At 40.5% G+C, this 21186-nt stretch carries 13 protein-coding genes; 2 read left to right on the top strand and 11 right to left on the bottom strand.

Annotated features, from left to right (window positions below; genetic code table 11):
• Positions 1-26 precede the first annotated feature (26 nt).
• Positions 27-5618, bottom strand: a complete 5592-nt coding sequence (locus tag CBW18_RS17670) for an alpha-2-macroglobulin (protein ID WP_088302686.1) — start codon at positions 5616-5618, stop codon at positions 27-29.
• 251 nt (positions 5619-5869) lie between these two features.
• Between CBW18_RS17670 and CBW18_RS17665 the strand changes: the two genes are divergently transcribed.
• Entirely contained in the window at positions 5870-6304 is a 435-nt protein-coding gene (locus CBW18_RS17665) for a nuclear transport factor 2 family protein (RefSeq protein ID WP_253249079.1), read from the top strand.
• 183 nt (positions 6305-6487) lie between these two features.
• Here CBW18_RS17665 and CBW18_RS17660 read toward each other — a convergent pair whose 3' ends face one another.
• Positions 6488-6892: a hypothetical protein gene (locus CBW18_RS17660; RefSeq protein WP_088302682.1), complete on the bottom strand. Its 405-nt coding sequence runs from the start codon at positions 6890-6892 to the stop codon at positions 6488-6490.
• An 80-nt stretch (positions 6893-6972) separates the two neighbouring features.
• Positions 6973-9537, bottom strand: a complete 2565-nt coding sequence (gene topA / locus CBW18_RS17655) for a type I DNA topoisomerase (RefSeq protein ID WP_088302680.1) — start codon at positions 9535-9537, stop codon at positions 6973-6975.
• A gap of 240 nt (positions 9538-9777) precedes the next feature.
• On the opposite strand from topA, the gene CBW18_RS17650 reads away from it, so the two are divergent.
• Positions 9778-10293, top strand: a complete 516-nt coding sequence (locus CBW18_RS17650) for a glutathione peroxidase (protein WP_088302678.1) — start codon at positions 9778-9780, stop codon at positions 10291-10293.
• Positions 10294-10436: 143 nt separating this feature from the next.
• On the opposite strand, the gene CBW18_RS17645 is transcribed toward CBW18_RS17650, so the two are convergent.
• From CBW18_RS17645 to CBW18_RS17610, 8 genes are read right to left on the bottom strand one after another with little or no spacing between them, the layout of a single operon-like run.
• On the bottom strand, positions 10437-10931 hold the full coding sequence (locus tag CBW18_RS17645; protein WP_172406567.1) for a hypothetical protein: 495 nt from the start codon (positions 10929-10931) through the stop codon (positions 10437-10439).
• Entirely contained in the window at positions 10924-12186 is a 1263-nt protein-coding gene (locus tag CBW18_RS17640) for a hypothetical protein (RefSeq protein WP_172406566.1), read from the bottom strand. Before CBW18_RS17640 ends, CBW18_RS17645 begins: the two co-directional genes overlap by 8 nt.
• A 10-nt stretch (positions 12187-12196) precedes the next feature.
• Positions 12197-13459: a condensation domain-containing protein gene (locus tag CBW18_RS17635; protein WP_088302744.1), complete on the bottom strand. Its 1263-nt coding sequence runs from the start codon at positions 13457-13459 to the stop codon at positions 12197-12199.
• Positions 13460-13467: 8 nt separating this feature from the next.
• Positions 13468-14670 carry a glycosyltransferase gene (locus CBW18_RS17630; RefSeq protein WP_088302672.1) on the bottom strand — a complete coding sequence of 401 codons (1203 nt, stop codon included), beginning with the start codon at positions 14668-14670 and terminating at the stop codon, positions 13468-13470.
• A 6-nt stretch (positions 14671-14676) separates the two neighbouring features.
• A complete protein-coding gene (locus CBW18_RS17625) occupies positions 14677-15882 on the bottom strand; it encodes a glycosyltransferase (RefSeq protein WP_088302670.1) in 1206 nt (401 codons plus the stop codon).
• A gap of 16 nt (positions 15883-15898) precedes the next feature.
• On the bottom strand, positions 15899-16663 hold the full coding sequence (locus CBW18_RS17620; protein WP_088302668.1) for an alpha/beta fold hydrolase: 765 nt from the start codon (positions 16661-16663) through the stop codon (positions 15899-15901).
• Positions 16651-16899: a phosphopantetheine-binding protein gene (locus CBW18_RS17615; RefSeq protein WP_229676745.1), complete on the bottom strand. Its 249-nt coding sequence runs from the start codon at positions 16897-16899 to the stop codon at positions 16651-16653. The genes CBW18_RS17620 and CBW18_RS17615 overlap by 13 nt, the downstream gene beginning before the upstream one ends.
• Before the next feature lie 38 nt (positions 16900-16937).
• Positions 16938-21173: a type I polyketide synthase gene (locus tag CBW18_RS17610; RefSeq protein WP_088302664.1), complete on the bottom strand. Its 4236-nt coding sequence runs from the start codon at positions 21171-21173 to the stop codon at positions 16938-16940.
• Between the last annotated feature and the right edge of the window lie 13 nt (positions 21174-21186).

Raw genomic sequence — 21186 nt, 5'->3', positions numbered from 1 at the left:
TTGAAGATAGGAATAAATGAAACAGGCTATTTCACTACCTGCACCCATTTACCATCTTGCGTTGCTGAAATATCAATATTATACATGGCCTCGCACTGAACGGCTGATAAATAATATTTCCCTAAATAAGAAGCATTAAGCAATACCTTATAGACTACACTTTCATTTTCACGAATGTTAAAGTAAGTGAAAACGCGGTCATCCCGAATATCCTGATAAGTGAAAGGAGAGGAGGCCAGGATGCTTTGATTATCATTGACCCTGGAGTTGATAATCTCCCATCCGGATGGGAAAATCTGCGTTAAAGCCATTTGCTCATAATATCCCATTCTTCCCGGATTCTTAACCGTTACTTCAGCATAAAAATCGGTCCCTTGTTTCAATGTCGTTGGATCTAAAACCTTTCCGTTTAAACGCTTGTAAATTACGTTCATGTCCAATACCTCAGGTCGGTTTGGTAAGAAATTATTCTGACCTGCGACAGGTTGTCCTTCCAAAACCAAACGTACAAATACTACGTTTTTACCATTATTAGTAACAGAGGCCGTATTTCCTTTAAAGTTTACTGCCGTGCTGGTTAAATACTGACCAGAATTAACTGCTGCGGTTTTTCCGTCTAAAACATATTGATATTGTAATTTATTCGATGATTGATTGGTACCACAGAATTTGGCAATAGCCAGTAAACTGTATGCAGTGGTTTGCGTGCTATACCAGGAGTTTTCGCCTAATTTGGCTGCTAAGGGTTGCAACAAGCTTCCTGCCCTGGCTTTTTGACCAAGCAGCGTTAACGTCTCCAGGATCATTGCCTCGTCACGAACATCGGAGCCATAAGTTCCTCCTAACTGTTTGTATGGCTGGATGGAAGTGTCTAATCCACGAATCATGCTTTGGGCAATATCATTTTGTCCGGCCAATTTATAAGCAGCAGCCAGGCGCCATTTTGCTGAAACGGATAAGTATTCGAATGCTTTTAACCTGTTCATCGCAGCCATTTCTGGTTTTTTTGCAAGTGCGAGCATATACAAGCGATAAGCCTGAGATAAATCTCCACCATAAAAATTATTGCTGTTAGGTGCCCAGTTAGCCGCTTTTGTTTTTTGATAACGCAGCAGATCTTCCAGCAATCCGACAGGTAAGGTGTAGCCTGCATTTTGTGCTTCAACCAAAAAGTGGCCACCATAATTACTGCCCCATTCATCTGCATTTCCTTCGCCAGGCCAGTAAGATAACCCACCATCAGTGGTTTGGAATCCTTTTATTCTGTTAATTCCAGCTTTAATATTTTTCTCCGTCATGGCTTTTTGTTGCTCATTCAACGGACTTAACCGATCTAAATACAATTGCGGAAAAATACCTGACGTAGTTTGCTCAATGCATCCATGTGGATATTGAATGAGATAGCTCAGGCGTTTCTTCAGGTCAATCGATGGGATAGAAGATACCTCAAGTGCACCTGAATTTGTTCCGGTCATCCCGATAGGGGCATAATTTACCGCCCATTTCTGACCAGGTTGAACGGTCGCAGATACCACATTGGTTACATAAGGGTTTGGATTTCGAATATCCATTTCCACATCATAGTCAGTTCGCTCACCACCACTTTGTGCAATAACTTTTACTTTAGCAATGCCAATTGTATTCGGAGCTTTTACTTCAAAATAAGCCATTTGCTCTCCAGTTTGCTTGTAGAAAAGCTGTTGTTTATTGGTACCCTGAACAATCAGGTTACTTGCCTGAAGCTGAACAGAAACATTTTTCAGATTTTTTTCTGTTGCAAAAACGGTAACCGGTAAGGTAAAGGTTTCACCCGGACCAATTACCCGTGGCAATGTTGCTAAAACCATTAAAGGCTTTTTCACCTGAACTGATTTTTCTGCAAAGCCATAAGCTGCATCCTGTCCGGCTACAACCATTGCTCTTACGGCACCAATATATTGTGGCAATTTGAATTTATGGGTTTTGCTTTCACCTTTACCGATCGTAAATGGTCCCATATATTTAACCACGGCTTTAAATCGGTTAGCCTTTGCCGGATTTAGGTTTTTATTGATACTGCCATCTCCACCAATACTTAAAATTCTTTCCAGGTTTCCACCCCATGCACCTAAAACATAATCAAATAAATCCCAGGTTTTAACACCTAATCCTTCACGGGCATAGAATGCACCATGTGGATCCGGCGTTTTGAAACGTGTTAAATCCAGTAAGCCTTCGTCAACCAGTGCAATGGTATAGGTCATGGCCTTTCCATTCTGTTCTCCAACGGTAATGGTGTTTTCCGTTTCAGGTTTAATCTTATCCTGCATTTTAATAGTAGGCTTCAAAATGGTTTGTGGATCTTCCACCAAAATTGGAATCGCACCATACATCCGGATCGGTAAATCATTAACCGTTTGTGCATGAGGCTGTAACAATGTAATGTTTGCGAAAACATTGGGTGCCATTTCCTTCTCTGCCTTAAATTTATATTGTGTTTGTCCGGCTTTGGTATCAATCCAGAAGGTTTTTAAAACCCGGCTTCCATTTTCAATAGATACCAATGCCCTGCCATTTTCGGCAGTAGGAATGGTTAAGGTGATGTCTTCACCAACCGTAAATTTCTCTTTATTTGCGGTGAATGATAACATAGAGGCCTCTGTTGGATTTGAACCCTGTTCGCGCTGTGCCCATCCCGGCCAATCCACGTAAACAGATTTTCCGGTTACATGACCACCATTTGCATCCCGAACTAAAATTAAATACCGACCCCATTCCGGTTCATTAATTCTTAAATTCCAGCTGCCTTTTCCATTTGAGAGGTTTACCTGGTGTGTTTCTACCAGCTTGTTGTATTGATTTTGCGTAAAGTTGGCGTAGGTATACTGATCATCCTGTTCCCACCACCAGCGCCATTGTGTTTTATACAGTTCTACCTGAACGGTTTTACTGCCAGAAAGCAATTTTCCATCTGTATTTACATTTACAATTTCAATTTTATGGTCTTTGCCGGTAACCAGCATGCCACTGAGTTTATCTCCTTTTTCCGGACGAATACCCAAATAGCTCTTATATACGTGATAAGGAATACTAAAATTATCAATACTGAAATTCCCACCCGGTTCAAAAACCTTTGTAGTAAAATTAGCCCTCAAAACACCAGGGGCGGTGTTGTTTTCATTTAAATTGGTATTCACCTGTGCGCTTCCTGCAGCATTTAGTGTGCCTTCAAAAATGGTTTTCACCTGCGATTCAAAGTTAACCGTAGGGTTATCGAAGCTAAAGCCTTCAAAACCTTTGAATTTAGTTTCTGTGGTATTCAGGTTAACATCCACTTTGGCCTTTAAATTCTGAGCAACTGCTCCGAACAGCCACTTAGCCGATAGGGTAGCAGCGGAAGTTCCGGTGGTAAGGTAAGGCCTGTTGCCTACATTGAAATCAATCTTTAACCGGTTTGGCATAACCGTTTCAATTTTGAGGGTTTTGGTAAAAGTTGCACCGCCAGCCTTCACTTTCGCCATCCAGTTCCCGGTTGGTGCTGTATTTTCGGTTGCCGTTTTGAAAGTGTAAAAACCATTTAACGGTTTGCCATTAATCAGACGTTTATACAATTGCCCTTTTGGATTATAAAATTCCATGGTAACCGGATAATTGGCCGGTAGTTTTTTGAGTTTATCTTCCAGTACGAAAGAGACAAACAAACTATCTCCAGGTCGCCAGACACCGCGTTCTCCATAAATAAATCCTTTTAAACCACTTTGCACTACATCACCACTTACATCAAAACGACTTAACGGGAGCGAACTGCCGTCATCCAGTTTTAAATATCCACGTTCAGAACCGTTTTTGGCAATCAACAAGAAAGGCTGGCGTTTTAAGTCAAAACGCGCAAAGCCATCACCATCTGTCTTCGTTGTAAAAATGACCTGCTTCTGGTAATCCATCAACTCCAAATCGACACCACTTAATGGCTTGGCAGTTAACAAATCTGTTGCCACAATCAGCATGCTGTTATCATTTCCTCTTTTTGCAACCAAGCCGATATTCGAAGCCAGTAAGTTTCTGCTTACCCAACGCTGATTGGTATAAAAAGATGGCGTACAAGGATTATCCTTATCATTCCAGCGGTAATTGGTAGGATAATAGTTATTATAGCGTTGCCAGAAATCGTCATCCTCATCAATTTTTTCACCATATCCTTCGTTCTCACCATAATAGCTATCCTCACCATCGCTTTCCTCTTTTTCATCATTGGCTTTACAGTTATACGCATTGTATTCCCTTCTGAACGCGATGGTTACCCGGTACATGGCACCAGGTTCCGTACGGATCATCTTATCTAAGTCAAGCGTAAACCGATTCTTTTTATGCAGGTTTAAAGATTTGTCTTCATCCAGGCGAATGGTTTTCTGCAGAATAGGTTTAGCTACCCTTCTGAGCTCGTTTCCATCCCGGTAACTATTGCTCTGAAAGAATTGCGGAATATTGTTTTCATAAATTTTAATGACAGTCACATCTACAGCCTTAAGGTTAATGGCTTCAAAAGGCAGTACAAGTTTGCTTGAATTAGGTAGAATTGTACCTGCACCTGCAATGGTTACGGCGGGTAATTTATCTTCAAAAACCAAATTGGCAGTTTTACCGCCCATTAATGTTTTGCCATTAATATTCTCAACGCCGTTGTTCACATTTAACGTGTAATTTCCTTTGAGTTCTTCTGCAGCATACACCTTTACCTGGCTGGCATCTATCGTAAACCTTAAATCACTTAAATTTCCAAGCGCAATCATACCTGTTAAATCCTGACCTACACTAATGGGTTCAGAAAATTGTACCAGGGCATAGTCTTCTTCGCCCTGAATGGCTTTCATATCCAGAATTTCAAACTTATTTAAAGCAGGTATGCGGATTTCTTCTTTACCTTTCTGTTCTGCATCCAATTCATCACCGTCCCAATCTAATTTAAGGGTTTGATCTGTTGCTTTTTTCTTGATGCTGTCGACCGTAAATTTTGATATGTTTTTTGCAGGATCGTGCTGCCATTTTATTTTTAATTTCTGGTCAAAATCAAGGGTAATGACTTTTTCAATCTTCGCGGTTTCCTCTGCATCTGCTGTCGCCACTTCGCCTGTCAGTTTCATATACTCCAGCGAAGTATTGTTTTGAGACACCAGGCCATTCTGCGTAAGCATGATGCCAGGTGTAATCACCTTAAATTCAAAATCAAAATCTTCCAGTCCTTTTTCCGTTGCAGAAACTTCTGATAATTTGAAGCTTGCTTCGTATTCCTTGCCTGGTTTCAGATTTTCATCCGGCCTGAATTCGACCGTTTGTGGGTCAATCCAATAAGTTTTTCCAGAAATAGATGGCGAGAAATCGAACAACTCCCGGGAGTCTGCCTTTCCCAAATCCTGCATGCCCGTTGCTGCATTCGCCAGGTGAATACGGATGAAACTTTTTTTAGATATTGTACCGGAGGTATATGCCTCGATGTATTTGGCATAGGCCTGATTGTCGTCATTTGATTTTTTCTTGTGGCGGAAATAAATAAAGATGATTGCCGCAATAGAAACTGCTAAGAGACCTATAAAAATGAATTTCTTTTTGGATGATGATTGGTAGGTAGATGGTTGCTCCATTTTGGAATAATGTTTTAGGTGGAGGAAATTAAATAAAATTCAGCTGAAAAAGAATGATGTTGAAAAGTAAGACGCAATTAGAATGATTCTGTAGCTTTTAATAGTCTTGATTGTTTCAGTTTTATCATCAATGAATGTAATCATTAAATGCCAATCAATACTTAACACATAAAATGTTTATTCCTTTTTCTATTTGTTGATATAGGATGATTTAGATATGTTTACATCTTAAATCTCCTAAACCAGATATAATGAAAAGAATATTGATTTTTGGATGCCTGATGTTTGTCGCTGTTAGCTCTTTTGCGCAACAAAAAAATGCTGAAAAGGAGGTTGATCAGGCGGTAAGCAAATTATTAGCGTTAATGGTTACGCCAGATAGCACTAAATTGGATCAGCTGCTTTTAAACAATCTGAGTTACGGCCATTCTAGCGGAAAAATTCAAAATAAGCAGGAGTTTATGCATTCATTACTTTCTGGTGAATCAGATTTTTTAGATGATATCATAATAGCTGATCCTAAAACCATCGTCCAAGGTAATACAGCACTGGTTCGTCATAAATTGATGGCGCAAACAAATGATAAGGGCATTAAGGGCAGTGTAAATCTTTATATCCTGCTCATCTGGTCTAAAGAAAAGGCAGGGTGGAAGTTGCTGGGCAGGCAAGCAGTTAAAGTGCCTTAGTTTAGTCTTGAGTTTGGAGTCTTGAGTCCTGGGTGCCTTAATTAGTCTTGAGTCTAGAGTTCGGAGTCTTGAGTCCTTTAGTTTACAGTTTTAGGTGCTTTAATTAACGTTAGCGTCTAAAGTCCTGATACCTGGCTATTTTCCATTAATCGATAACCTCCTACACCCTCATTCTTTTACTTTTTATTTAATCATTACTCCCGGTCTATTCACCAATGGGATTTTAATCAGATTGGTATCAATGATGCTTTCCGGAAGAAAGATAAACTTCTTATCATAGATGGTAGAACCTATATAATAACTCAGCCAGTATTCGTTGGTTAAGCCAAAAACTTCCGGATCAATGGCTTCTACACCTTTAAAGTCCTGTGCAGCCATATCGCCGATGAAATGTCGCAAAACAGAAGTTTTAACCTGCTTGCCATCTTTTTCGCCATAACCTTTAGAGCTGATCAACACATTGGTAATCGGCTCATTTTTTAAGTTAACCAAATAGACAGTCCAGTTTTTAACTTCCGGCGTTTCGCTCATCAGTACAACGGCCATTGCGATATCTTCAACTATATTTTCTGGTAAATCTGCTTTCAATTTTTAATGATTGAATGTTTAATGATGGAATAATTGAAATTTTGAATGATAGAATAATAGCATGTAAATTTAATCCTGATCTATTTTTTCTTCGCAACGGCTTTTTTCGTAGCTGGTGCTTTCTTTTTTGCCGGTGCTTTTTTCTTGGTTTCAAATGCGTTAGGCACCTGCTCAACAATCATTTTTTTAACCACTTCCAAATCAATATCTGCTAATTCTTCAGGCGTATATTTTTGTTTGGTAGCCTCGTTGTTTCTCAGTTTAAGCATTAACTTACCGAAGCGGATAAATGGTCCCCAACGGCCATTTTCAATCGAAATTTTTTCCGCATCCCAGGTTTTGATAAAGCGGTTTGCTTCTTTCTCCACCTTTTTATTAATCAGGGTTTCAATATCTTCCTGAGATAAATTATCAAAATCATAGCCCTTTGCAGGAATATTGATGAATAAATCATTCCATTTGATAAATGGTCCGAAACGGCCTTTTCCCTTCGTAACACCTAAGCCTTGATAATGCGCAATTGGTGCATCCGCATCCATCTTCTCGCGAATAATTTCCACTGCCCTGTCGTAGGTAACAGATAGGGGATCTTCATTTTTAGGCAATGAAATAAAGCTCTCTCCCCATTTTACATAGGGGCCGAAACGACCTACGCCGATCATCACTTCTTTACCTTCGAAGTCAGGAAGCGAAAACGGAAGTTTAAACAATTCAAGGGCATCTTCCAGCTGGATGGTGGCGACAGACTGATTACGCATTAAGCTGGCATAACGTGGTTTTTCTTCGTCATCCTGTTCGCCAATCTGAACCAGCGGACCGAATTTACCAACCTTAGTATATACATTTTTGCCCGTAGCCGGATCTGTACCCAATAAACGTTCACCAGTGGCACGTTCCGCGGTTTCTAAAGTGTTTTCAACTTCTAAGTGGAATGGATTGTAGAAGGAGTGGAGCATTTTAGTCCATTCCTGTAAACCCTGCGCAATTTCATCAAATTCCTTTTCTACATTTGCTGTAAAATTGAAATCGACAATACCTTTAAAGTGTTCAACCAGGAAATCATTTACAACTTCGCCAATATCAGTTGGGAAAAGTTTTGATTTTTCAGCACCTGAAATTTCAGATTTAATTTCTTTTTTAACCGTTCCGTTATTTAAAACAATTGCGGTAAATTTACGCGGTTTGCCATCTCTGTCTTCCTTAACCACATAACCGCGGTTCTGAACGGTAGAAATGGTTGGTGCATAAGTAGATGGACGGCCAATACCCAGTTCTTCTAATTTCTTAACTAAACTGGCTTCTGTATATCTTGCCGGCGGACGAGAATAACGTTCCGTAGCCTGCATTTCATTTAAAAATAACTCCTGGCCCTTTGCTAACGGAGGGAGGATGGCACCACCTTCTTTTTCTTCACTCTCATCATCATCGGTAGATTCCAGGTAAACTTTCAGGAAACCATCAAATTTTAATACTTCACCTTCGGCAACCAAATGTTCTTTTCTGGTAGATGCGGTGATTTGTGCAGTGGTTTTTTCAAATAATGCCTCGCTCATTTGTGAAGCAATGGAACGTTTCCAGATCAAATCGTACAAACGTTTCTCAGAAATATCACCGTCAACAGTGTGTCTGTCGAAATAAGTTGGGCGGATGGCTTCGTGAGCCTCCTGAGCACCTGCAGATTTCGTTTTATATTTTCTTGGCTGGTGGTATTGGTTACCATAGGCCGATTTTATTTCTTGTTCAGCAGCAGATAAGGCGGTATCAGATAAGTTTACCGAATCCGTTCTCATATACGTAATCTTACCGGCTTCATACAATCTCTGCGCCACCTGCATGGTTCTGGCTACGGAGAAACCCAATTTTCTGGATGCTTCCTGTTGTAAGGTTGAAGTGGTAAATGGGGCAGCAGGATTACGTTTCGCTGGTCTGGTTTCCAGGCTGGTAATGTCAAATTTTGCTGTTGCACAATCCTGTAAAAACTTTTCTGCTTCCGCCTCGCTATCGAAACGTTGTGGCAGTTCAGCTTTAACTATTTCTTTGCCCTTGCCCGTAGAAAACTGTGCGGTAATTTTAAAGGCTGCTGAAGCATTAAAGTTTTGAACTTCTCTTTCTCTATCAACAATTAAACGCACCGCTACGGATTGAACCCGACCTGCTGAAAGGGAAGGTTTTACTTTTTTCCATAGTACCGGTGACAGTTCAAAACCTACCAACCGGTCTAAAACACGACGAGCCTGTTGCGCATTAACTAAGTTGTAATCAATACTTCTCGGACTATCTATGGCTTTTAAAATGGCAGGTTTAGTAATTTCATGAAATACGATCCTTTTGGTTTTCTCTTCTTTCAGGCCTAAAGTCTCAAACAGGTGCCAGGAAATGGCTTCTCCCTCGCGGTCCTCATCGGATGCTAGCCAGACCATTTCGGCTTCCTTTGCTAATTTTTTAAGTTCGGCCACCATGCTTTTCTTATCAGCTGGTACCTCGTAGGTCTGGGCAAAATTGTTTTTAATATCAATGGCCATGTCGCCTTTAACCAAATCCCGGATATGGCCGTAGCTTGATTTCACAAGGAAATCTTTTCCTAAATAGCCCTCTATGGTTTTAGCTTTTGCGGGTGACTCGACGATTAATAAGTTTTTAGCCATGAAATACGATTTTGTGCAAATAAAGCTATAATTAAAGCATAAATCAAAACATGCAGGGAATTTTATACGATTTTTTTTCAAATTTAAGAAGTGAGGCTAATCATTATTTTCAGAAAGCAGAAAGCTATTCGTTTTGCTATCTTGCAAGGGTGAAAGAAAAATGATCATTTACATTATTACAGGAACATTACGTTTAAGCAAACTTTTTGTGCCTATATTCGTAAATAAAAATAAAAAACGATGATCAGCACAATCTTAATCCTATTGAACTTTTTGGTTCCGAACCCTCCAAAAAATGTTTATGATTTCAGCTTTAAAACCATTGATGGCAAGGAAGTAAAACTATCTAAATTTAAAGGTAAAAAAATTATGATAGTGAATACGGCTTCAAAATGTGGCTTTACTCCTCAATATGAAGACCTTGAAAAACTTCAGAAACAGTATGGTAAAAAAGTGGTGTTAATTGGCTTCCCGGCTGGTAATTTCGGCGGGCAGGAATTTTCTACCAATGCCGAAATTAAAGAATTCTGTACAGGTAAGTACAATGTATCCTTCTTAATGGCAGAAAAGACAAGTGTAAAGGGTGATGATATCAGTCCGTTATTTAAATACCTGACTTCCCAAACCAATACAGAGGAGCAGGGCGATATCAAATGGAACTTTGAAAAATTCCTGATTAATGAAAAAGGAGAACTGGTACACCGTTTCCGTTCTAAAACCAAACCATTAGATGAAGCAATTGTGAAAAATTTATAATTCTGGCGGCTGACTCAAAAAAAATCAGCTGAAAAAGAATTTCAAGAAAAGCTTTAAGAAAGAATGATCTGACTCATCTTCCTTAAAGCTTTTTGTTTTGCAGGTAGTTAGTTGTTTAGTGATCGTTCAGAATGCTTTTCACATTAAGGCACTTCCCGGATTTTCTTAACGGATAAATAAAAAAAGGTGATGGAGTAAAATCCGGCCAATATACCAGCTGACAAAGCCGATGTCATGATCCCGAAATCGAAATTTGCAGGAAAGCTAAAGTGGATGAACATCAGGGCAGATAGAATGGCCAAAATAGTGTATAGGCTATGTAGTCCTGCTAACTTAAACATCTTCATCTTTCCCTCTAGTATCTTATTGCATTCAAAATGCAAACCTTCAGTATGCTGTAATGCTTTTATCTTTTTAAAAACATCCACCGTTATCAGAAAAGGAAGAAGTAAAGACATCGGCAATATAAAGCGGGCAAGGTTTTGCTCACCGGTAAATAGATGTACTGACGATTGCGTGCTAAGCGCAAAATATGGAATCACGGTATTCAATGTAACATTCGGAATTAAATAGATCAATAACGTTTTCCTCACGAATTTTCGCCAGCGTAATTTATGATTTGTTGCAAAATCAGGCACTGGCAAGGGAATTATGGTGAGTAGTCATCATTTCGAGTACTTTTTTCTTAATCCACATCGCATCAGATGCGGTCAGGAAATTTTCATCAGACATTAAAGAAAAGTCAAGTTGATTATTGAAAGTGCTGACAACCAGTGTGTTTGCGTTCTTCCAGGGGAAGGCAACTGTAGGACTGTAGATGGTTTCCACACTAAAATTTTTGTAATCTTGTTTAATATTTAACAAACCCATATTGCTTAGCGTAATATCATGGGATCCATTTGTAGACCGTAGAAAACCGATCATTTTATTTACAAGCGGATGGAAAGATTCACTCACATGCAGCAGATGCGGTACATTCATTTCGCTGACTTTTTTGTCGAGATCTGCTTTTAACATTCTGGCATTTTCCCAAACATCACCATCATTTTTCCGAACCTTCAGCTCTGCAATTGGGGCAAATGCAAACATGGTATCGGCTTTAATTTCGGGAATAAAACGCCTGATATCTACGGGGCAAATTACTTTCCCATGTGCCTTATCATTCTTCAATACCTTAAAAACAGCTATAAAAATGGCACAGATGGCAGCATGCACACTTGTGTTTTCAGCTTTACATTTTTTGATAAAAAAAATGGTTTCTTCTTTATCCAACTTCCAGTTAATTGCATAATTATTCTGGTTCAATCTTTTTTCAGAGGTTTGCTTGAAGAGAAAAAATAATCTGCCGAGTGCAGCAAAAGTTTTGCGTTTTAGATAATGGTCAGGTACGTAATGATCTGGTAGTAATTCATTAACGGAAGAAAATGACGGATAGGGATAAAGTTCGTGACTTGGGTTGTCAATGAGTGTCAATAATTCCTGCATCAGGTTAACAATCGTACTGCCATCGCAAATACAATGCGGTAATACCAATATCAGGTTTGATTCCTGGTGACCTTTAATCCAAACCAGTCTGGCCAGTGGTTTATGATGCTGGTTAAATAATTTATACCACTCCGTTTTCGATTCTCTGAGCCAATCCTGATCGGAATGAAAATCAACTTCGCGTATTGGAATTTTATCAATGTTTTCATTAAGCACGAAGTGTGGCGTTTTATTTATCTGCTCAATATTCATCCTCAACAAGGGATGCTTTCGCTGAATCTTGTCGAGCGCTATCCTGAGATTTGCTTCCTCAAACTCACCCAGTATTTTCGCCGTGAACACACAGTTTAGTGGTGTTACCGGATCAACATACATGATTCTTTCACCGAGTATTAATTTTCTATTCATATTGATCATCCTATAATCCAATGTTTTCTTTGAGAAGAGAAATCATTTTCTCCTTAATTCGTTCGGCATTATTAAAGGAAACATATCCTTCGCTTGCCACAAATGAAAAGTCCATCTGTTTTCTAAATGTTGATGTCAGAATGGTAGTTGTATTGCCTAACGGACCTATTACAGAAGGACTGTAAATGGTTTCCAATCGAAAGTTTTCATACTCATGCGGAATATCGAGCTTTCCTAAATTGGAAAACATGCAATCATTACTCGTTTTGCCATATTTTAAGAGGTTACTAAAGTTAGCTATGGCAGGGTGACAGGCCTCCATCATCATCATTAGCGTATAAGGATCAAGTTTCGCCAGCTTACGGTTTACATCCTTCTGAAGTTGTTTCACACCCTCAATAAAACTATCGACATTACTGGCAGAGAGCACGATCATCAAACCAAAAGCAAAAACATGGTCTTTTTTGATTAATGGATTTAGGTTCCGGATATCGACAGGAAGGGAAATTTTATTAAAAGACTTATCTGCCATTACTGCCTTAAAAGCCTTTAGCACAACTGCACTTAAGAGCGTATTCACAGTAAAACCATGTGTTTTGCAGAACAATAAAATGGCTGTAGTAAATTGCTCATCAAGTTTCCAGTGGATCAAAAAATCACGCTTCCGGTCTACTGCAACTTTTTTTATCGGCATCATCCATAAGGCCAGTGTTGCCATTTTACCAATTAAGGTATTTTTAGTGCGCATTCGATAGCTTTTCAGCACCTTTGGCGGAATAATATCATTCATGCTTTGAATCGCAATTTCCTCACCGATTGCGGCTTCGGGATTATCGAGTAATATAAGAAACTCCCTCAGGATGGAAAGGCCTGCAGCACCATCACAAAGGCAATGGTGAAAAACGAGTAAAAATTCCGAAAACGCTTCACCTTTTATCCAGGTTAATCTGAACAATGGCGATCTTGACGCATCAAAGGGTTTAGCCCATTCCGTTTCAGACTGCCTTTTCCAATCGTCATCATTAATGCGATTGACCACAAGTACCTCTACTTTAAATGAAGAAGCTGAATGTGTGGTAAACCATGGTCTTTTATCTTTGTCAATTGTTATTGATGCCCTTAGCCATGGATGCTTTTGCTGCACTTTGATAAGTGCTAAATTAACATTGATTTCCTTAATTGATCCGCTCACTTTAAACCCAATTACCATATTAAACGGATGTTTTCCATCACCATAGAGCATCCTTTCGCCGAAGAGTAATTTCCTTTTCATCTGATGCATCAGGCTGGTTCTAAAACGCTGTTGTTTTTCGCAAAATCTTCCAGTAGTTCAACTGCTTTATCGTTTCCTCCGGCTTCGATAAATGTTTCCCTTATTTTTTGAGCAGCCACGCGATATTTGGGGTTTTCCAATAGTTCAAAAACGGTATTTCTTAAATCAGAAATTCGAAGCCGTTTGTACCGGATGCTGATGCCACAACCAGCCTGCTCAATTAATTTTGCCGTATGAAAATGGTCGTAGGCTATGGGAGTAATCAGCATGGGTAACCCGTTTGTGAAAGTATCGTTTACCGTATTGAAGCCGCCGTGGCAGATGACAGCATCCATATAAGGCATGAGTTCAGACTGGGGAACGAAGCCATTAACAATAAAATTATCCGGCCATTCTTCGAAAATATCAGGATTGGTTGCGGCAATGATGGTAATGGGCTCATGAGCAAAAGCATCGATGAGTTTCTGGAAAAATGCTGCGCGGATATCCACCAGTAAAGTGCCTAAAGACACAAAAACCTTTGGCGTGGTGGATTTGGCCAATCGATCCCAGTCAAATTCGGCTGAGTTTGGACGACCCTTTACCGGGCCCACAAAGTGCATATGTGGTGGTTTTTCCTCGAAACCTGCAAAAGCCTGGGAAGTGAAAACTAAATTCAGCCGATGAGAATGGATATGGATTTGATCACTATAAATGCCCATATCTTTCTGCAGGCCTAAAATCAGGTTTTGCTGCCATTCAAATATTTTAGGTGTATTTTTTGCCGCATCACCCATCACATCCGGCGGTACCGGCGTGGTGGTTACTGAAGGAATGCCTTTCAAATGAGCACTTAATGCACCGGCAAAGGTAATGCAGTCGTTAATGATAACATCGGGTTTCCATTCATCTACAAATTTATTCAGGCCCTTCATCATCATCCGGGCAAAGGGAACATAAGTTTCTTCGAGGGCAAGTTTCATCACTTCCGGGCCGGAACAGGCGGGGCCATCATCCTGACGTTTTAAGATCTGTTTGATTTCATCAGCATAGGGGAGCAGATCTGTCTCAGGATAGATAAATTCACCACCTTCCGGAAGATGAGTTTGAGCCAGCGGAGTGATTCCGAACCATTTTACTTCATGCCCCCGGGACAGTAGGCTTGCACCAATGCTTAGTGTTGGACTAATGTGACCAAAGAAAGGCGGAACGACAAATAGAAATTTAGACATATGGATTTAGGTTATGATAAGTGTTTTACTTGTTTTGAAAAGTGCATTTTCCAATAAATCGGCAGCAGTTTCGTTTCCACCTGCATGAGTGAAAGATTGTTTAATCTGCATGGCAGCATCTTTGTATGATGGATTTTCAAGTACAAGATTTACTGCTTCTAAAAGATGTTTCGCTATAAAGCGATTAAAATTCAGGCGTTCACCTGCACCCACTCTAACGACGCGTCCTGCAACATGACTTTGATCATAAGCAATCGGAATAACCACCAATGGGAGACCATGCATTAAACTTTCGCAAACGGTATTGTGGCCGCCATGGCAAACTACTGCAGCTACATAAGGCAATAATTTAACCTGCGGGACTTGTTTTTGAACGGTAAAGTTTTTCGGCCATGCCTCAAATAAACCCGGATCAGAAACAACAATAACATGAATATCCAGGGATGAAAATGCTTCGACAACTTTACTAAAAAAGCTTTTCTTGTGTTCATGATCGAATGTTGTACCAATACTAACTAGGATGCTGCGTTGGCGAATGGCATGAAAAGCTTCCCAGTTAAATGGGATTTCCACTTGCCGACGGTTAAAAACAGGTCCCACAAATTTAAATTGTTCAGGTAATTCCATTTCACCGAAAAATTCTTTTGACGTAAAAATCAGTGTGAGGAGGTCAGATGTAGCGAGATTTTTTGAATGCTCAATACCAAATTCCTGTTGCAAAGCTGTAATTTGATTCACTTCCCATTCATGAACTTTTGGCAATTCATCCATTACTTTTATCGCCGCTGGCGCAGTAACGGAAGTGGCGTAAGGTAAGTTTTTATGGAAAGCAGCCATGGCGCCTGCAAACATCTGATGATCTGTGATGATAAGATCTGGTTCAAATTCATCCAGTAAGGCAGCAATACCTTCGTAACTGTGTCGGTTCAGGGGAATCAATACCTCTTCATACAGAAACTTAACACTGTCAATTCCGTAAACCACTTTTTGGGTAATGAGATCCAGATATTTTTCGGCTTCCTTTTTCTGCTGGTCGTTTTCGTGGTATTGGATGAGCAGTAACTCACCACCAGGAGGGAGTTTTTCACCCAATGATTGATCTAAAGTAATCCAGCCAACATCATGCCCGCGTTCCAGCAAGACAGTACCCAGGCTTAATGTCGGGTTAATGTGACCGGTTAATGGAGGTACAATGAATACAAATTTTGCCATACGCATCAATGCTTTTTTATTTTTGTTGAAAGAAATTTAATAGCGCCTCTCCAATGAGTTGTGGCTCCTGTATTGGAATATTATGGTCTCCATCAACAATTTGAATCGATGAATTTTTAATTTTTTGATTTAAGTTTTTACCGGCATCAAGGCAATTTGATGTCAAACCGTAAAGTAATAGCACATCCTGATCAAGTTGATTAATGGCACCATCCTCAAAAAAATCCTTCTCCAGAATCATATCTTCTTTAATGGAGGTTTGATGAAAAAGGTATTCATACATGCGGTGATTCTTTTCCATTTGCCGTTTTCCCATTTTAACTTTGGTGGTATCTGTGAAATTTTCCACATAATGTTCCAGAAACTCACGGCTATATTCTTCAATGATGCCACGGGCTTTTTCATCGCTGGGATCGGGTGCTTCAATCACCGCCAGTTTTTTAACCAGGTTTGGAAATCGGATAGCCATTTTCAATGCAATTAATCCACCGAAACTATAGCCACCTAAATAAACCTGTTTTAAGTCCAGTGCATCTATTAAGCACTTTAAATCATTCGTCATGCTTTCAAGATCATAACCTGACAGGGTTTTCTCGCTCATGCCATGACTTTTTAAATCATACAGCACTACATGAAAATGCGTAGCCAGAATAGGAGCGATGTTGAAATAGTAAACCGATAAATTACTGAACATGCCATGCACCAGCACAACGGTTTCAGGTGCGTTTTGATTCAGCTCCTGAATATGTACAGATTTGTTATTAATCCTTAAGACTGGCATTCTTCGATGTAAGAAATGATCATGCCCAGGTTGAGATTGATCAATTGATCCAGATCCATTGATGACAGCCAGCCCGTAAAGTCAATCTGATCGCCAAAATGAGCTTTGATTTTTTCTGAAAAGGACACAATCTCAATGCTGTCCATTTCTAAATCTTTGGTAAAGGAACTTTCTGGTGTGATATCCATTTCCTCCACAAATTCTTCTCCGATTACTTCAGTTATAAATTTTTTCATGAGATTGAAAATCTCTTCGCTGCTTAATTTTGTAGTCGTTATAGTGTCCATCCGATGATATAGTTTTGATGTTGAATTGTTTTGATTGTGATGTTATTAATGATGAGTTCATCACCATTAATTTTTTCTATGGTATAAGCTTTGGGATTTCCCTGTAAGCCTTTGCCTAAAAATTTGCCATATGCTTCTTTGGCTACCCAGAAGCGGGTTGCCCATTCCTTTTTATCTTTTTGTGCTAAAAGTTCGAGTTCGTGGTCATTAAAAACCAGGTCGAAAAAGGTAGGACTTCTTTCTTCGATGGTCTCTATGTCTATTCCCACGGCCTGATCAAACCGGGCAATACCAACGGCATCTGTTCCCTTATGGGCAATAGAAATCTGTATTCCTTCAGTTAAACCGCCTTTTACATAGGGTTTGCGAAACTCATCAGAAAAAATTTCGAAAGTAATGGGGTAGCAGGCCTGTTGCTTTTCCGTATTTAATAAATTTCTAACTGCATCTTTTGCTGCTACCCGGCTGATCATCCACGTTTTTCTTTTATTAGGTAAAAGGTTGTTATGGTATTTTTTTTCGGTTTGGTTGAAATATCTTTTCAGGATAAAATCCCATGATACCACTCTCGAATAGGCATTTCCGAAAAGGAAAACCCCAGGTGCAATTTCTTCAGATAAGCGGTTGCGTAGTGGCGACATGGATACATTCCAAAGCGGTTCGTCTATTTCCAGTCGCCGGTTTTGCCAGCCCGAAATAATCAGCCAGGTTTTGCCGGCCTTTTTCATGACGATATCGGCCGTGGCAAACTCATCGTTCAGATCTGTCAGCACACAAGTGCATTCAAAAGTGCCTTCCTGATCGGCCATTTCGCCGAAAAATTCTATTTCCTGTATTTTAACAGGAAAGGCGATACGGTCTTTTTCCAGCGTGAGCTGTAACCATAAGCCAAAAAGCTGTCCGGCATTATCCAGTAGTGAGCCCTTACCTTCTGCTGCTTCAATAATTCCGGTAATGCCTTTTTGGCCAACAGCTACAATTTTTTTAATGCCCTGGTAGGCCGGACCATGAAACATATGGGCATCATAAATTTGTTCCGTTGTCCGGTCTATATTTAACTTTTCGCCAATATCAAAACTATGGTCTGGCGCTGTGTTTAAAAAAGGTGAGAGTTTTACCTCTGCATTGGCAAAGCGTTCTAAATTGAGGTAAACGGTATCCTCATCTTTCCATGCTCCGATAACCGTTTCCTGAAAGGGTTTAACCACGTTCATCCATTGGAAAACACGCATGTTGCTGATTTTATAAATCTTATCTGCTGGTGATTGTGCTTGGGCAATTTCTGCAAACAGTTCAAAAATCATTGTCATCGGGATTACCGGGTCCATATCTTCAACCGTTGGCCATCCCTTTGGCTGCCGCAACAAGGAATGATCAATTAAATACGGACAATTATCCAGGCTGACATCCAGCATTTGGCTGAAAGCTTGACGGATGGGTTTTAGAGGATGCTGGTATGCGATGTTTGCCTGGTGCCGGACATTGAAATTTGTATTTTCAAAATGCCCGATCATTTCTTCCTGCATGCTGATCAGTTCTAAAACGTTTTCATTAAAAGCATTCAGTACCGGGTGTAAAGAATCGGCCAATACCGGTTTCGCCTTCGGCTGATTTTTACTAGACAGGCTTTTTAAGTGCTCAAGGTCTCGGATGATGGGTGAGCCCAGTGCAAGCCTGATCCCCTTATTTTGCTTAAGCGGACTGGATATTTTGTGTGCAAGAAAATCAAGTCCAATTTCCCGTCCCTCCACAAACAAGGCGGCTATAACTCTTTGTAATTGTGCGATGCCAGACCGGATAGGCACATTGGCGCTGATTGTACTAATTTCTTTTCCTTTCAGGGTATCATCAATAAAACCGGTTAAACCACCTGAACCCACCTGAATAAATACTCTTGCGCCCTCCTGATAAAGCTTTTCTGTCAGCTCCCGGAAACGAACCGGTTTAATTAAATGTTCTGCACTTAACTGTCTGATGGCCTCGAAACCTTCTGGGTAAGTTTCCAGTGTAGTGGCCGACCACAATGGCGTAGTGGTTTTTTTGAAAGTCATGTCTTTCATTCCTGCCAGGATGACTTCCAGTTTATCGGCTACAAAAGGGGAGTGGAAACCTGATTGGAAAGGTAAAACCTGGTGAAAGATCTGCTTCCTTTTTAAAACAGGAATCAGTTCTTCCAACGCATTTTTGCTGCCGCATAGAATAGCCTGTTGCGGGCAGTTATCGTTTGAAATATACAGGTCTGGAATATTTTTGATTATAGGTTCAAGGCTTTCTACACCACAGCCGATGGCGATAAAGCGTGAGTCTTTTAGTTCAAATGTTTCGGGTGTTAAAACCTTCAGTAAATTCATTACCGAACTTTCTTCTGCCAGTTCTGAAGATCTTGCAGCCAGCCATTCGCCTAAACTGTGGCCCGCGTTCATGTCAGACCGCAGGCCTAATTTTTTTAGTGCCTGATCCAGAACACTGCTTTTATTTAAAGTTTGAAGCGCATCACTGAGCAGGCCATCGCTAGTTTCCTGTTCGTTTGTTTCGATGTTGAAATATTTACTTACGCTATTTACTTCTCCGCCAGATAAGCCATCCAGGCCTGGAAAAACAAAAGCTATTTTAGCACCTTCCTCAAGCAGGGGATGATTGCTGTACCAGATGTCCTGCTTGTTTTTCCAGGGCATATTTTTGGTTACAATTTTAAGGGCTTTATTGATCCTGTCGACAGTTGGATTAAAGATGGCGATCCGGAAATTTCCCGATCCTTTACGGTAATCTTCCGTTTTAAGGGCTTCCAATAATTCCTCCTGCGTTTGACGGGCAAGTACAATCACTTCGTCTTTTTTGGGTTGATCAAAACCAGCCAGAACCACATGCGCATTAATGCCGCCAAAGCCAAAAGCATTTACGGCGGCCAGCTTTGGTAAACCCGAATTTTCCCAGTCTGTTGTTTGTTGAACAGCAGAAAATCTGGTTTCCTGCAATTGCGCCAATGGATCGTCGCAGTGTAAAGTAGGAGGGATTACGCCATGGTACAGGGCTAAAGCAGTTTTAATCAATCCTGCAATACCGGCGGCAGGCATGGCATGCCCGATATTTGATTTCACCGAACCGATTCCGGCTTTGGGCAGCGTTTCATCCCGGCCAAAAAACTGTTTCAGTGTTTCAACTTCCGTTTTATCGCCTAATGGTGTTCCTGTTCCATGCGCCTCCAGGTATCCGATGTGCTGTGGTTCAAGTGCTGCATTTTGCCAGGCCTGTGTAACAGCTTTCAGCTGACCTTTAACGGATGGACTCATCACGCTCGTGCCACTACCATCACTACTTACCCCAACGCCTTTAATTACCGCATAAATTTTATCCTGATCCTGAATTGCATTTTCCAGTTTTTTAAGTACGACAAAGCCACAACCCTCACCAATGATTAATCCATCGGCATGCTGATCAAAAGGCTTTATTTTTTCTTGTTTTGATAAGGCACCGAGTTGCGAAAAGATGCTCCAGAAAGCCGCGTTTTGCCCCAAGTGAACACCACCTGCAATCATCATGTCGCAGCGTCCGCTGTTTAGCTCCTGTATGGCGTGATCGACAGCTAGAAGTGAACTTGCGCAGGCGGCATCAAGTGTAAAGGCCAAACCACCCAGGTTAAACCGGTTAGCCACCAGTGATGCGACCAGATTAGGGATCAATCCCATGGCGGTATCTGCACTAAAACGGCCTTTTTTTAACTGAAACTCCTGTTTTACTTTTTCCAGGTCTGCATCAGATAAATGAGGAATAAGGTTTTTGAGTATGCTGGAAATCTGTTCTCCTGTTCTCACGATTTCAATGGCCCTGGTTGCTCCGGGACCAGTGTAATTGCCTTTGCCGATGACAATGCCGGTTTTATCAAGACTGTAATTTCTTTCGAAAATAGCCGCATCTTCCAGGGCACTGTGCACCAAATCCAGCGTAATCAAATGATCTGGCTCCGTACCTTCAACAGCTAAGGGTAAAATCCCAAAGCGTTGCGGATCAAAGCTATACTCTGGAATAAAACCACCTTTGTTGCAGTAAAAACGATCTACGCCTGTCGCCGATTGATCAAAATGAACCGGGTCGATCCGATCAGCAGGAACGGTTTGGGTAGAATCTACGCCATTTAATATATTTTCCCAGAAGATTTGGACATTCTTCGCCCCGGGAAATGTACAAGACATCCCTATAATTGCAACATCACTTTTCTTCGTCATAGTTGTAAATGGG

The sequence above is a fragment of the Pedobacter sp. AJM genome, from assembly GCF_002197755.1.
Classification (GTDB): domain Bacteria; phylum Bacteroidota; class Bacteroidia; order Sphingobacteriales; family Sphingobacteriaceae; genus Pedobacter.
Note: the sequence above shows the minus strand (reverse complement) of the source record. Positions and strands in the feature narration are given on the sequence as shown.